Origin of the sequence: Marinibium conchae, from assembly GCF_015595035.1 — a bacterium.
In the GTDB taxonomy this organism is placed as follows: Bacteria; Pseudomonadota; Gammaproteobacteria; order Enterobacterales; family Alteromonadaceae; genus Glaciecola.
In genome coordinates this window covers 11,195-25,075 of sequence record NZ_JADNRN010000005.1, presented here as the reverse complement: position 1 = coordinate 25,075, position 13,881 = coordinate 11,195, and the positions used below count along the sequence as shown (strand labels likewise).

General features: G+C 42.4%; 12 protein-coding genes. 11 read left to right on the top strand and 1 reads right to left on the bottom strand.

Annotated elements, in window-relative coordinates:
• Positions 1-139 precede the first annotated feature (139 nt).
• A complete protein-coding gene (locus ISG33_RS16400; RefSeq protein WP_195734836.1) occupies positions 140-2,308 on the bottom strand; it encodes a sensor domain-containing diguanylate cyclase in 2,169 nt (722 codons plus the stop codon).
• A 152-nt stretch (positions 2,309-2,460) separates the two neighbouring features.
• On the opposite strand from ISG33_RS16400, the gene ISG33_RS16395 reads away from it, so the two are divergent.
• From ISG33_RS16395 to ISG33_RS16345, 11 genes are all read left to right on the top strand, one after another.
• Entirely contained in the window at positions 2,461-3,624 is a 1,164-nt protein-coding gene (locus tag ISG33_RS16395; protein WP_229333662.1) for an S-(hydroxymethyl)glutathione dehydrogenase/class III alcohol dehydrogenase, read from the top strand.
• Between the two features lie 30 nt (positions 3,625-3,654).
• A complete protein-coding gene (gene fghA / locus ISG33_RS16390; RefSeq protein ID WP_195734732.1) occupies positions 3,655-4,512 on the top strand; it encodes an S-formylglutathione hydrolase in 858 nt (285 codons plus the stop codon).
• Between the two features lie 121 nt (positions 4,513-4,633).
• Positions 4,634-5,251, top strand: coding sequence for a hypothetical protein (locus tag ISG33_RS16385; protein WP_195734731.1), 618 nt, complete (start codon positions 4,634-4,636; stop codon positions 5,249-5,251).
• 357 nt (positions 5,252-5,608) lie between these two features.
• A complete protein-coding gene (dusA, locus tag ISG33_RS16380) occupies positions 5,609-6,640 on the top strand; it encodes a tRNA dihydrouridine(20/20a) synthase DusA (protein ID WP_195734730.1) in 1,032 nt (343 codons plus the stop codon).
• Positions 6,641-6,881: 241 nt separating this feature from the next.
• On the top strand, positions 6,882-7,184 hold the full coding sequence (locus ISG33_RS16375) for a hypothetical protein (RefSeq protein ID WP_195734729.1): 303 nt from the start codon (positions 6,882-6,884) through the stop codon (positions 7,182-7,184).
• Positions 7,185-7,405: 221 nt separating this feature from the next.
• Positions 7,406-7,609, top strand: coding sequence for a PspC domain-containing protein (locus tag ISG33_RS16370; RefSeq protein WP_229333661.1), 204 nt, complete (start codon positions 7,406-7,408; stop codon positions 7,607-7,609).
• Between the two features lie 130 nt (positions 7,610-7,739).
• Positions 7,740-8,732, top strand: coding sequence for a DUF2333 family protein (locus ISG33_RS16365; protein ID WP_195734728.1), 993 nt, complete (start codon positions 7,740-7,742; stop codon positions 8,730-8,732).
• A gap of 3 nt (positions 8,733-8,735) precedes the next feature.
• Positions 8,736-9,491, top strand: coding sequence for a TIGR04219 family outer membrane beta-barrel protein (locus ISG33_RS16360; RefSeq protein ID WP_195734727.1), 756 nt, complete (start codon positions 8,736-8,738; stop codon positions 9,489-9,491).
• A 105-nt stretch (positions 9,492-9,596) separates the two neighbouring features.
• A complete protein-coding gene (locus ISG33_RS16355; RefSeq protein WP_195734726.1) occupies positions 9,597-11,408 on the top strand; it encodes an assimilatory sulfite reductase (NADPH) flavoprotein subunit in 1,812 nt (603 codons plus the stop codon).
• Positions 11,408-13,120 (top strand): assimilatory sulfite reductase (NADPH) hemoprotein subunit, encoded by a 1,713-nt coding sequence (gene cysI, locus ISG33_RS16350; RefSeq protein ID WP_195734725.1) that lies wholly within the window; start codon positions 11,408-11,410, stop codon positions 13,118-13,120. The genes ISG33_RS16355 and cysI overlap by 1 nt, the downstream gene beginning before the upstream one ends.
• A complete protein-coding gene (locus ISG33_RS16345) occupies positions 13,113-13,871 on the top strand; it encodes a phosphoadenylyl-sulfate reductase (RefSeq protein WP_195734724.1) in 759 nt (252 codons plus the stop codon). The genes cysI and ISG33_RS16345 overlap by 8 nt, the downstream gene beginning before the upstream one ends.
• Positions 13,872-13,881: the final 10 nt, after the last annotated feature.

The window sequence follows — 13,881 nt, the reverse complement described above, 5'->3', positions numbered from 1 at the left end:
CAAATCAAAAGCCATTACTTAAAACCACAATTATATACCAAGATAGCCTATTTGCTTGTTTTATTATTACTAAAACAGGCTTGTTAAGCGGAATTTGTATTGAGTGATGTTTTTTTGTGCAGAGTAAGGGAGCTAGTGCTTACTCAGGATCGATGGTGACGATTGACAATTGGTTTTTGCCATTGCGTTTGCTTTTGTAAAGCTCCTCATCAGCAATGTTAATAACCTCATGCAAACCTAATTGACTGCGGCCTAATAAGCTGCATAAACCAATGCTGATCGTAAAAGAGATAGGTTTCTGAAGTTCTTCCACTTCAACTAGCATGTCCTGAGTTTGGACTCGAATATTATGCATCAATTGATGATGCGCATGCACATCGACTCCAGCCATAAGAATGACAAACTCTTCACCTCCATATCGACCAATGATATCCGTTTCACGTTTGCAGTTGGTTTGCATTAACTCAGAAAATGCACGCAGACACTTGTCACCGACAGGGTGACCATAACTATCATTGATGAGTTTAAAGTCGTCGATGTCTATCAAGGCCAAGCTCACAGGTTGTTGCAAGCGATAGCTGGTTTTTATGGCGTTATTGGCTATTTCATCGAAGCCATTTCTATTCAGTAGGTGAGTTAGCCCATCTTCTCGTGCTTGCGCAGCTAATTGCAGATTCATTTGCTTGAGCTGGGTTGTTTTTTCATGCACTTGTTGTTGCAGTTGGTCTTCAAAATCCCTGAGTAGGCGATGAGACTTCTTAAGCTTGGCTGCAACATCATTAATTTCTTTGCTGGAGGTCGCATTCTGGGCAACCTCAAAATTCGATATGTAGGCCTCAGAGTTGTTATCAAGTAAAGCCACAAGCGGAGACGTGATTCTTTTTGATAGCTTATACGCAATGAAAAGGAAAAGCAGTATAACTGTCATTACTGTGAACCAGAGCACTAAAATGTGTTGGCTAAAAAGCTCGACTAATTCCGACGACGGTTTGATCACGTAAACGGTCCATCCATAACTATTCGTCTGGGTATGGTAAGGGTAACTTGTGTTGTTGAGAACAAGCATCGGAAAATCAGCGATGAAACTACTTTGGGTGTAGCGAGGGCTAAACTGCTTTAAATTATCTAGTTGTAAAGGGGCCGATGCGTAAATAACTCGTTTGCTGGCATCAGTAATGACAATACTATCGGTTTGTAACTCACTTTGAAGGTTAGCGTGTAAGGTTTTTACGTAAGACAGATTCATTGCTCCCAAAATGGCGCCCGAAAACTGACCATCAATGATGATTGGGCTCGACATTGCGATCATGGGAGCGGCAATAACGCCTCGGCTCATTAACGCCTCAGAAACAAAGGGCTCAAGTTTAGTTTTTGCATGTATGAAATACATTCTATCGTTCACATAACGCAGACGCTCAGGTAGCTTTTTCAATTCTTCGTTATAGCGTTCGGGCGCGAAAAATGCAGTGTAGCCATCTTTTTCGATGAGCGTTATATTGAAGAAATCAGGGTAATTTTTCTGTGCTTGTACTAAGACTTGCTTCGTAGCGTTCTGGTCTTGAACTATGGAAAGCGTTGTTGCGAGCTGCTTCACGACGGTAAAGTGCTGGTTAATGAAGTCTTCAGTTGCCAGGCTAATACTTTGGCTCTGCGCTTTAAAGATTTTCTCTAGTTGCTCTTGGTTTCTGGTACTTGCAGTACTGGCTAGCACTAATGAAACCGTTACTAGTGGTAAGATTAAGGTCAGAGCACTAAGAGCAAAAATGTTAGATGAGAGCTTTTTGTTTAAGCGTATATTTTTGTCGTTTAACCATGAACTGGGTGTAAGCAAGTAAAGAAGGGCGGCAAATGAAGCATTGAAGAGTCCATTTAAACCAGCAGATGCGGCAAATACTAACTCGAAGTTTTGTCCGTAGCCATTCTCAGAAAAAAGGTAGGCACTTGCTAATAAAAAGGGACTGCCAATAAATAACCAAAAACAGAGTGCAGCCATGACAATGAAAAAACTTTTTCGTAGCAGTAAGGAAATAACCACGAACTCTGCTACTGTTGCAATAATGTAATACCACTCTGATTCACCAATGGCTAGCGACAACAAACACAGAGCTAAGGCAATAAAGGCGGGTAACTGACCAAAGGTAATAAGCGCAAACAGCACGAAGCCCATGCCCCACGAGAGGTGCTCAGTGCCAAAAATAGGAATATTTAAGAACAGATTGGCTACGCATGCGAATCCACCTAAAAGTAAGCCCTTTAGTATGTCTATTTGCGTTGCATTAGTCGTTATTTGTGCAGCGTTTTGAAGCATCAACTGGCGCTTGTTATTCTTATTTTATTTATTCACTAACACTAGCTTTAATCAAAATGAAAGTCTAGAAATTGCTGTATAAATGAGCGTTATTTGATCTTATTCCGTGGTGGCCTAATATTCTACCTATAATCTATTTTTGGAGACAACAAATGAGCAACACCACACAGCCAATAAAAACAATAAAGTCAAAAGCTGCTGTAGCATGGGGGCCTAATAAACCCCTTACAATCGAAGAGGTGGATGTTCAGCTTCCACAACAAGGTGAGGTGTTAATTCGAGTCGTTGCCAGCGGTGTTTGCCACACAGATGCGTTCACACTTTCTGGCGAGGATCCTGAAGGTATTTTTCCTGCCATACTTGGTCATGAGGGTGGTGGCATAGTTGAACAAGTAGGCGAGGGCGTTACCAGTGTTAAAGTAGGTGACCACGTAATTCCACTTTACACGCCAGAATGCGGTGAATGTAAATTCTGCCTTTCTGGCAAAACCAACCTGTGTCAAAAGATTAGAGAAACCCAAGGTAAAGGGCTAATGCCTGATGGCACGAGTCGATTTTCAAAGGATGGTGAAACTATTTATCATTATATGGGTTGCTCAACATTTTCTGAATACACTGTATTACCAGAAATCTCTCTAGCTAAAGTCAATAAAAAAGCGGCTCTGGACGAAGTGTGTCTGTTTGGTTGCGGTGTAACCACTGGTATCGGTGCGGTAATGAATACTGCAAAAGTGCAGGAAGGTGATACGGTTGCGATTTTTGGGTTGGGTGGCATTGGTTTATCGGCTGTAATAGGTGCAGTTATGGCCAAAGCTAGCCGTATACTGGTAATTGATATAAACGAGAGTAAATTTGAACTTGCTAAAAAGCTAGGCGCCACAGACTGTATTAACCCAAAAACCATTGATAAGCCGATTCAAGAACATATAGTGGCAATTACTGATGGCGGAGTTGATTTCTCGTTTGAGTGCATCGGTAATGTCGATGTTATGAGAAGCGCGCTTGAGTGTTGTCATAAAGGCTGGGGTGAGTCTGTGATCATAGGTGTTGCAGGTGCTGGCCAGGAGATTTCCACCAGACCATTTCAATTAGTCACAGGCAGAGTATGGCGAGGTACAGCATTCGGAGGTGTGAAAGGGCGTACAGAACTTCCAGACTATGTTGAAAAGTACCTTAACGGCGAGATATTGCTCGACGACTTCATCACTCACAATATGGATATAAAAGATATAAACGAAGCTTTTCATCTGATGCATGAAGGTAAAAGTATCCGCAGCGTCGTGCACTTTCGAGCAAGCGACAAGGTTGCACGGTAACTTTCACGCAAAAAAGGACGACTAAGAATTATGACGGCACTTACTAAGGTATCAGAGAATCAAGCTTTTGGTGGCTTTCACACGCAATATAAGCATCAATCTGTGGTGAATAACTGCGAAATGACGTTTGCTATTTATCTACCGCCCGTTGTTTATAACTCTCAAGCCAGTGCAGAGGTGCCAGTGCTGTATTGGCTATCGGGCTTAACCTGCAATGATCAGAACTTCATGCAAAAAGCCGGGGCCTTAAAAGCCGCAGCAGATTTAGGTATCGCAATAGTTTGCCCAGATACCAGCCCAAGAGGTGATGGTGTGCCAGATGATCCTGAAGCCGCTTACGATTTTGGTCTAGGCGCTGGTTTTTACGTTAATGCCACAGAATCACCATGGAGTGAGCACTACAATATGTACGATTATATTGTAAAAGAACTTGTTGATTTAATCGAAGCGCAATTCCCAGTGTCAAATAAAAAAGCAATATCTGGGCATTCGATGGGTGGGCATGGTGCCTTAACTATTGGATTGAAGCATCCCGACTTATTCAGCTCTATTTCGGCTTTTGCGCCTATTGCGAACCCCGTAAACTGCCCTTGGGGAGAAAAAGCGCTTGCCAATTATTTAGGGCAAGATAAAGCTGAATGGAGGCAGTATGATGCAAGCTATTTATTGTCTCAATATGCGAATCATGCTCCGATATTGGTTGATCAAGGCAGCGCCGATGACTTTTTAGAAGAGCAGCTTAAGCCCGAAGCTTTAGTCAAGAGTGCGCAATTGTCGAACAGTGAGTTCACATTAAATATGCGCAGTGGTTATGATCACAGTTATTTTTTCATAAGTAGCTTTATTGACAAGCACTTAGCTTTTCATGCCGAGCACTTTAGCGATTAAGCACTATTTTATGCTGGGTATCAAAGCTGATATCACCTTGATATTGGCTATACCTAATCTCTTACAAATCGATACTTTCATACTGTAAGCTTTCTTCATTAAGAAAATTTAATGAGTGTATATGAAAGCTATTGCCCAAAAAATCGCGATATCAACTGCAGTGTTATTCTGCAGCGCGACCCTATGGGCAGCTGATTTTTCATCGACTCATGTCGTGGCGCAATCAGGTAGTGCGCAACACATCTTCTCTGCATCTACTGCATTTAGGCAACACGCACGTTCTGACAGTTATTCAGGTCTACCTCTAATTCCTGATTTTCAACTTGTTGGAGGCAGTTTTACTAACACTAATACCTATTCGTTAAACTTGCTCAATGCTTCTCTTGGACTGAGCGTTCCACAAGACAGCAGCGGTTATTTCACGGCAATTGAATTTGCAATTCAAGATGATTTAACGCTTTCAGGTCAATGGTCTAGGTATCAAGTCAGCTTTAGCGACGCGCACCGAGATAATAAGTTTTTTAAAGCGCTCGATACGAGTCTTCTCGAAGAAGCGCGAAATACCACATCAAGAGTGGTGGGTTTGAATTGGAACATGAGTAAAGGTTGGCGAGCCTACGCTAAGGTGCAAACTGTTGCTGGTTCTGTATGGCTTCCTCAAGTAACGATCCCACGCTTTGTGACTCAAGACTCCGAGCATTGGACTTTGGCTGCGATTGAGGTGGTTTATACTTTTTAATCTCTGCCTACTGATTGCCAGTTCACGTCACCTATATAAATAGCAATAAGCAGAAACCCACAATAATTCTCCTCGCTCATTTCCGCCATTTGATCCACTTCTTCCATTGCTGTCTGCGCTCAACTTAATAAACTGGTGGTTCGCCTCGGAAGCGTTTTTTGCTAAGATAGGCGACCAAAGAAAGCCCTCTGATTTTATCAGCCCATTTGTTACTCCATTTGCCAATTCATTTGCCAGTTCATTTGTAGGTCAGGAGGATGAAAATTGATCAAAAACAGCGGAAATCACCGATATTTTGAAGGTAATTGTTTTGCAAAAAAAGACGTTAAAACTATATAAATCAGTAGATGTAGCCTCATGACTGATAAAACGATAGACCACCAATTTTCGGTAGCCCCCATGCTCGATTGGACCGATAAACATTGTCGATACTTTTTGCGTTTGCTTTCAAAAAATACAGTTTTGTATACAGAAATGGTAACAACCGGCGCTATCATCTATGGCAAAGGCGATTACTTGTCGTACAACGATGAAGAGCACCCTGTGGTGCTGCAACTTGGTGGTAGCGATGCTAAGGCCATGGCTCATTGCGCGGCCATTGCCGAAGAAAGAGGCTATGATGAGGTTAATATCAACGTGGGTTGCCCGTCGGACAGGGTGAAGAACGGGAGCTTCGGTGCTTGCCTCATGGCGATGCCTGAGACTGTCGCCGAATGCGTTGAGGCAATGCAAAGCGCTGTAAATATTCCGGTTAGCGTGAAGTGTCGCATCGGTATAGATGATATGGATGATTACGAAGGTTTATCGACCTTTGTGAAAACGGTGGAGCAAGCTGGGTGTGATAACTTTACGGTACACGCAAGAAAGGCTTGGCTTAAAGGCTTAAGTCCGAAGGAAAACAGAGATGTTCCTCCTCTTAATTACCAGCGCGTTTATGATTTAAAAAAGGAATTTTCCCAATTAAATATCTCAATTAACGGCGGCATTACGAGCCTAGAACAGACTCAAGAGCACTTGGAGCATGTTGATGGCGTGATGATGGGGCGCGAAGTATATTCTAACCCTTATATCCTTTCAAAAGTAGATAGTCTCATTTACGGCACTCAACACCCACAAATAAGTCGTGAGCAAGTTGTGTTGCAGATGAATGAGTATATTAAAGCGCAGGTGGAGCAAGGAGCGCGAGTTTGGCATGTAGCGCGTCATGTACTTGGTTTATTTCAGGCGCAAACGGGTGGTAGGATTTGGCGACGTTACTTGAGCCAAAATGGCACGAAGCGTGATGTTTCTCCAAATTTGTTACTTGAAGCCTATGATCAGGTCTTGGCTGCTCAACAAAAAGCGGATGAGTTTTTGGAGCAAAACCCCAAACTTAAAGCGCAAAACTAAAAAATAGTGAAAACCACCAAGTATGGTGGTTTTTTTCACCACTTTAAAATTAATACTCCCTACCAATTTCATATTATTTTATGGCTTAAGTGTTTAAGTTGTTGATTGTTATAGCTATATTTATTTTCTTAAAACTTGGCACAACTATCGCTATAGCTTAAGTGTACCGCCGCTAAGGCATCTATTAATCGGTTTTGTAGCAGTTAACGAAACCAAATTGTTAAACACTTAAGGAAATATCATGACTATTAAAAAAACAGTTTTATCAACACTTTTCGTTTCTGCTATGGCTTTTGCCGGTTCAACTCAAGCACAAGAGTCGCATGTTGAGCAAATGATTAACCAAATGCTAAATGTTGCAATGACTCAGGTTGCTGCAGAAATAAATGAAGAAGTTGAAGCATCAATCTTAGTAGCAACTTCAAACTTTGATTTTGCAAAAGTTCAAGATCCAACATTGCCGGCAACAACGGTCACTATTACTGATATTGCTACGGTAACGCCTAAGGTTGATGTAAACCTTACAGAGCAGAGCGACGACTAATAGGTGATTAGTCGCCTCGCGACCGCTTATTGAATCAAGGAGTTACTATGTTAGAACATGTAAGTTTGATTAGTTTATTTGCTACCCCAATTATTTTGTATGTGGGTAGCGCAAGCTTAATAATGTGTTTGGATTACTTCAAAATATTGCCCAATAGCTGAGACATGAGCTTGAAAAGTAGCTGCAAACACCACCACATAAAATAGTGTAAAGAGAGAAAAATGATGAAAACAGTATTGAATGAAAAGCGTTTATTTAGAGACCCAAGCAAGGCTATTATTTCTGGTGTGTGTGCGGGTGTAGCAAAATACTTTGATGTTGATCCCTTGTGGGTTCGTGCAGGTGCTGTAGCAGCGATGATAACTCTTCCTTTCGTAACAGCATTGGCTTACGTACTCGCCGTACTTTTGCTAAAATATAAATAGTTGTCTAAAAATGCCTAGCTTCTCTATAATAGAGAGGAGCATGAGATAGAATATTCCACAAAAAAGTCGTTTCATGCGTAAATATGCGAGAAACGGCTTTTACTTTTTAAAAATGTATCAAAGGATAGGTATGACACAGTTTCTTACTACTAAGTCAATTTCAGCTGGGATCGGACTCATCATTCTTCTTTTCGCCTTACTGGGCTTTTGGTGGAGTTTTGCACCTAGTACTTTTAATGTAAAAGATAACGCACAAAGTATGGCTGAGGAGAATGGCCATCAAATAGTTACCGGCTACACTACCACCGCGACTTTAATCAAAGTAACCGAAACCATGCTCTATAAAAACGGCGGATACATCACGAACGATGTCACTCCTCCGGGTATATTTATGGATAATATTCCAGCTTGGGAATTTGGTGTGTTGGAGATGAGCCGTGATCTCGTTTTATCTATGCGAAAAGACTTCAGTCGCTCGCAGTCTCAATCGCTTGAAAATCCTAAACTCGTTGAAGCCCAGCCTTATTATAACAATGACAGTAATCGCTGGATTTTACCCAGTTCAGAGTCGCGATATGAAAAGGCGGTTGAACAACTGTATCTTTATCAAGCCGAGCTGGGTCAGCTTGGTGCAACAAATACGCAATTTTATGCTCGCGCCGATAATCTTAGAGATTGGTTGAAGCAAGTAGAGAAGCGTTTGGGCTCGATGTCGCAAAAATTAAGTGCAAGTGTCGGCTCTGAGGTTATTAATACAGAATTGGCCGGCGATAGCAGCGCTACTCAGTCAACACCTCAGAACTCGGTTGTTACAAACAAGACTAGTTGGTTCAAACTCGACGACAATTTTTATGAAGCTCGCGGCGCTAGCTGGGCTTTACTGCATTTTTTGAAGGCCATCGAAGTTGATTTTAAAGATGTTCTTGAAAAGAAAAATGCAAGCGTGAGTCTGCGCCAAATAATACGAGAACTTGAAGCAACTCAAGAAACTATTTTTACGCCCGTTATACTCAATGGAGATGGCTTTGGTATGCTTGCTAATCACTCGTTAGTGATGGCGAACTATATTTCCAGAGCAAATGCTGCTCTAATTGAGCTATCTGAATTACTAAACCAAGGATAAATTATGAAGAAGTCACTTTTAGGCTGTGCAATTTTAGCTGCAGTTGCCACAGCTCCGGCGCAAGCCGACACGCTATTAGGCGCTTATGTTGGAGCGCAAGGATGGAATATGGGCGTTGAAGGTGGTTTTTCGAGCGATGCCTCATTAACCGAATTCGCGTACGACGACTCAACTAATAGTTCTCTGTATGTCGCGCTTGAACACCCAGTGCCATTTGTGCCTAACGCCAAAGTGGCGAGAACCACTTTAGATACCTCTGGTGTAACCAATTTGAACGCACAATTTGAGTTTAATGGTGAGCTGTATTCTGCAAATACAAACGTCGAAACTGAATTTGAAGTAACTGCAACCGACTTTATTTTGTATTACGAAATACTCGACAATGACTTAGTCAGCATTGATGTAGGCATTAACGGTAAATATATCGATGGTACTATCATGGTTGCTGAATCAGACGGCGGTAACGCTACGACAGAAGACTTTTCGGCAGTTATTCCTATGGCTTATGCTAAAGCTGAGGTTGGCTTACCTTTTACTGGCCTTGGTGTTTATGCCGAAGGTAGTTTTTTAGCTATTGGCGATCATAGCGTTTCAGATCTGCAAGCAGCGCTTACCTATAGCTTTGTTGAATCGCTCGCATTGGATATGACAATACAAGCTGGTTACCGTGTGATGAACGTGGAAGTTGAAGACTTGGATGATTTATATGCCAATTTAGACTTCACCGGTGCCTTTATTGGTTTGGAATTTGATTTTTAATTAGTTCTTTCAGTCTAAAAAGTAATAAAAAATCTGATTTAATTCTTTCAAGTTATGCTAAAAAGTCGCTAACCTTAGCAAGTACACAACTAAGGCTAGCGATAAATGACAGCAAATAACGACAAAAGCAATTTTTCTGCATTGAATGAGCAACAACTCCAGTTGCTCTCTTCTGCCGCTTCGGCGCTAAATAAAGACCAACTCATCTGGGCAAGTGGCTACTTTGCAGGCATGGCTTCACATGCTAGCGGTGTCGCTAGTGCAGTTCCTAGCACATCTACTTCGGTGGCCGAACAACCGACACTTACCATCTTATATGGTTCGCAAACCGGCAACGCGAAAGGCGTTGCGCAAAGCTACTCAACGGCGGCAACTGAAAAAGGCTTTCAAACCAAAGTCGTCAGCATGGCAGATTACAAGCCTCGTCAGCTAAAAAATGAAACCCACTTGGTGGTTGTCGTGAGCACACACGGTGAAGGCGACGCACCCGATGATGCTGTTGAATTACATGAGTTTCTAGCCAGTAAAAAAGCACCTAAAGTAACAAAACTCAAATATGCAGTGGTTGGTTTAGGCGACACTAGTTACGAGTTCTTTTGTCAAACGGCCAAAGATTTCGATTCAAGACTCTCTGCTTTGGGGGCTACTGCATTAGTCGACCGTCTGGACTGCGATGTTGATTATGAAGAAGCAATTGCGGCATGGTCTGTTGCTATAAATGATAAGCTCGAAAATGAACTGAAGCCCGTAGTTACTGAACAAATTACTCAATTAAGGCCGGCTGCCAATGCGGTTGCTGAATCCTTATATAATAAAAAGAATCCTTTTGAAGCGAGTTTAAGTGATGCGCTAAAAATTACGGGGCGGGATTCAATCAAGGATATCAGACACATAGAAATATCCTTGGAAGACAGTGGCATTGAATATGCGCCCGGGGATGCTCTTGGTGTCTGGTTTAGCAACGATGAACAAGTCGCGGCCAGAATCATTGAGGCAACTGGTACAGAAGCCGACACTGAAGTGAGCATTGGCGATGCCAAATTTAGCCTGCTCGATGCTTTAGTTAACAAACTAGAGTTAACGTTGAGTTATCCCGGCTTTGTAAAGGCTTATCAAGAGGCAACTCAGCAAGCTGAGCTAGGCAAATTGATGCAAGATAAAACGGCGCTTAGAGAGTTTTTGTCGGTATCACAAATAGTTGATGTTGTTCTAAAGTACCCTGCTAAGATTACGGCACAAGCTTTAGTTGATGCACTAAGACCAATCACTCCACGCCTTTATTCAATTGCGTCTAGCCAAGCTGAAGTTGAAGATGAAGTTCATTTAACTGTTGCTCATGTTGAATACGAAGCAAATGGTTTTACTCATCAGGGGGGCGCTTCCGGCTTTTTGTCTTCTCGCTTAGAAGAAGGCCAACAAGTTAAGGTTTACGTTGAAAGTAATGATAATTTCCGACTTCCTGCTGATCCGAGTTTACCAATAATAATGGTTGGTCCGGGTACTGGTATAGCCCCGTTTAGAGCATTTATGCAAGAGCGCGATGCGACAGAAGCAGAAGGTAAAAATTGGCTGTTTTTTGGTAACCCAAACTTTACCCAAGATTTCCTTTATCAAACTGAATGGCAAGCTTATTTAAAATCGGGCTTGTTAAGCAAAATTAGTTTGGCATTTTCACGCGACCAAGCGAATAAAATATATGTGCAAGATCGTATTCGAGAAAATGGCAAAGAAATATTTGAATGGCTTGAAAATGGTGCGCATTTCTATGTTTGTGGTGATGCTTTAAGAATGGCTAAAGACGTTGAGTCGGCACTACTAGAGCTTGTTGCTAAGCACGGTAATAAGTCTGAAAGTGAAGCGAAAGAATATGTCACTAACCTTAGAAAGTCGAAACGTTATCAGAAGGATGTTTACTAATGAATAATGACAACAAATTTGTCGTAGAAGGCAAGCTATCTGATAACGAACGCTTAAAAGGCCAGAGTCGTCTGTTACGAGGCACGATTACTGAGGATTTAAGTGATGACGTTACCGGTGGTTTTACGGCTGACAATTTCCAGCTTATACGTTTTCATGGAATGTATCAGCAAGACGATCGCGATATCAGAGCTGAGCGCATTAAACAAAAGCTTGAGCCTTTGCACAATGTCATGCTACGAGCTCGTCTGCCTGGTGGAATAATCAAACCGGACCAATGGTTAGTTATTGATAAGTTCGCGGCCGACTACACTATGTACGGCAGTATTCGCCTTACTACCCGTCAAACTTTTCAGTTTCATGGTGTGCTCAAGCCTAATATTAAGTTAATGCACCAAACGTTGAACAAAGCCGGCATTGACTCTATTGCGACTGCTGGTGATGTTAACCGCAACGTTTTGTGTACATCTAATCCGGTTGAATCTGAGTTGCATCAGGAAGCTTACGAATGGGCAACAAAAATAAGTGAACACTTATTGCCTAAAACAAAAGCTTATGCAGAGATTTGGTTAGACGGCGAAAAGATTGAAAGTACGCAAGAAGACGAACCTATACTCGGTAATAATTATTTACCGCGTAAGTTCAAGACAACCGTTGTAGTGCCACCTAATAATGATGTTGACGTGCATGCGAATGACCTTAACTTTGTTGCCATTGCAGAGAATGGAAGATTGATAGGGTTTAACGTACTCGTAGGGGGGGGGTTAGCCATGACACATGGCGATAAATCAACTTTTCCTCGAAAGGCAGATGACTTTGGTTTCATACCCTTGGATAAAACACTTGATGTGGCCGCTGGAGTATTAACAACTCAGCGTGATTGGGGTAACCGAGTTAATCGTAAAAATGCTAAAACAAAATATACTCTTGAGCGCGTTGGCGTTGAAAACTTTAAAGCCGAAGTTGAGAAACGAGCAGGTGTTAAGTTCGGTGAAAGCCGTCCTTATGAATTTACCAGTCGTGGCGATCGCTTTGGTTGGGTTGAAGGAGTTGATGGCAAGCACCACCTAACAGTATTCATCGAAAATGGCCGAATATTGGATTATCCCAATAAGACACTAAAGTCGGGTTGTGCTGAAATCGCTAAAATACACAAAGGCGACTTCCGCATGACTGCTAATCAAAATTTGATTATTGCAGGTGTGCCAAGCGAACAAAAAGAGACAATCGAATCCTTGGCAGTAAAACACGGCTTGATTGAAGCTTCGGTGTCAAATCAGCGAAAAGACTCAATGGCCTGCGTGTCGTTGCCAACGTGTCCGCTTGCAATGGCGGAAGCCGAACGTTACTTACCGAGTGCAGTTACTGAAGTAGAGGCGCTGTTGGCTAAGCACGGTATGGAGCAAGAAAGTATTATCTACCGCATTACCGGTTGCCCGAATGGTTGTGGTAGGGCAATGCTTGCCGAAGTTGGCTTGGTTGGCAAAGGGCCGGGCAAATATAACTTCCACATCGGTGGTGATCGAGAAGGGACTCGCATTCCAAAAATGTATAAGGAAAATATCACCGATACCGAAATAATGGGGCATCTTGATGAGCTCATTGGGCGTTGGTCGAAGGAGCGAAACGATAAAGAGGCCTTTGGTGATTTTGTTATCAGAGCTGGCATTGTAGCGCCTGTCATCGACTCAGCTAAGGATTTCTATGAGTAACTTAGCGCAAAGAGTCACACAGGAATCGCCAATTAATTTCTCGGTGGAATCAGCAGAGCTCGAGCAGCTCAATGAGCAACTTGAAAAAAAATCGGTGATACAGCGAGTTGAGTGGGCTTTAGAACACTTGCCCGCAAACCATATGTTGTCTTCTAGCTTTGGAGCGCAGTCGGCGGTCATGTTGCACTTGTTAAACGAGGTTGCGCCAGGCATACCAGTAGTGCTCACCGATACGGGTTATTTATTCCCCGAAACTTACCAATTTATTGATGAGTTAACAGAGCGTCTGAACTTAAATGTAAAGGTGTTTACTGCGCCAATTACACCAGCATGGCAAGAAGCTAAATACGGAAAGTTGTGGGAACAAGGCGTTGAGGGTATTGAGAAATACAACAAGCTCAATAAAGTTGAACCCATGAAACAGGCATTAGCTGACTTACAAGTTGGGACGTGGTTTGCTGGCCTACGTCGAGATCAATCGGATTCTCGTGGCAAGCTCAAGGTACTGCAAAAGCAAGCAAAACAGTTCAAAGTACATCCTATTATTGATCAGTCCAATAAACAGTTGCACGAGTATCTCAAGGCTAAGAAGCTGCCGTATCATCCTTTGTGGGACGAAGGTTATGTTTCAATTGGCGATTGGCACACTACAGTTGCACTGAAAGATGGTATGAGCGAACAAGATACTCGTTTCTTCGGATTAAAGCGCGAGTGCGGTTTGCACGAGTTCGGTGACGGCGATGGCATCTAAATAGCAAAAC

What these genes read in the sequence shown, in the direction of transcription:
- ISG33_RS16400 (WP_195734836.1), bottom strand. Translation starts at nt 2,308, where the DNA reads ATGCTTCAAAACGCTGCACAAATAACGACTAATGCAACGCAAATAGAC.
- ISG33_RS16345 (WP_195734724.1), top strand. Translation starts at nt 13,113, where the DNA reads ATGAGTAACTTAGCGCAAAGAGTCACACAGGAATCGCCAATTAATTTC.
- ISG33_RS16395 (WP_229333662.1), top strand. Translation starts at nt 2,461, where the DNA reads ATGAGCAACACCACACAGCCAATAAAAACAATAAAGTCAAAAGCTGCT.
- cysI (WP_195734725.1), top strand. Translation starts at nt 11,408, where the DNA reads ATGAATAATGACAACAAATTTGTCGTAGAAGGCAAGCTATCTGATAAC.
- ISG33_RS16360 (WP_195734727.1), top strand. Translation starts at nt 8,736, where the DNA reads ATGAAGAAGTCACTTTTAGGCTGTGCAATTTTAGCTGCAGTTGCCACA.
- ISG33_RS16385 (WP_195734731.1), top strand. Translation starts at nt 4,634, where the DNA reads ATGAAAGCTATTGCCCAAAAAATCGCGATATCAACTGCAGTGTTATTC.
- ISG33_RS16370 (WP_229333661.1), top strand. Translation starts at nt 7,406, where the DNA reads ATGATGAAAACAGTATTGAATGAAAAGCGTTTATTTAGAGACCCAAGC.
- fghA (WP_195734732.1), top strand. Translation starts at nt 3,655, where the DNA reads ATGACGGCACTTACTAAGGTATCAGAGAATCAAGCTTTTGGTGGCTTT.
- ISG33_RS16365 (WP_195734728.1), top strand. Translation starts at nt 7,740, where the DNA reads ATGACACAGTTTCTTACTACTAAGTCAATTTCAGCTGGGATCGGACTC.
- ISG33_RS16355 (WP_195734726.1), top strand. Translation starts at nt 9,597, where the DNA reads ATGACAGCAAATAACGACAAAAGCAATTTTTCTGCATTGAATGAGCAA.
- ISG33_RS16375 (WP_195734729.1), top strand. Translation starts at nt 6,882, where the DNA reads ATGACTATTAAAAAAACAGTTTTATCAACACTTTTCGTTTCTGCTATG.
- dusA (WP_195734730.1), top strand. Translation starts at nt 5,609, where the DNA reads ATGACTGATAAAACGATAGACCACCAATTTTCGGTAGCCCCCATGCTC.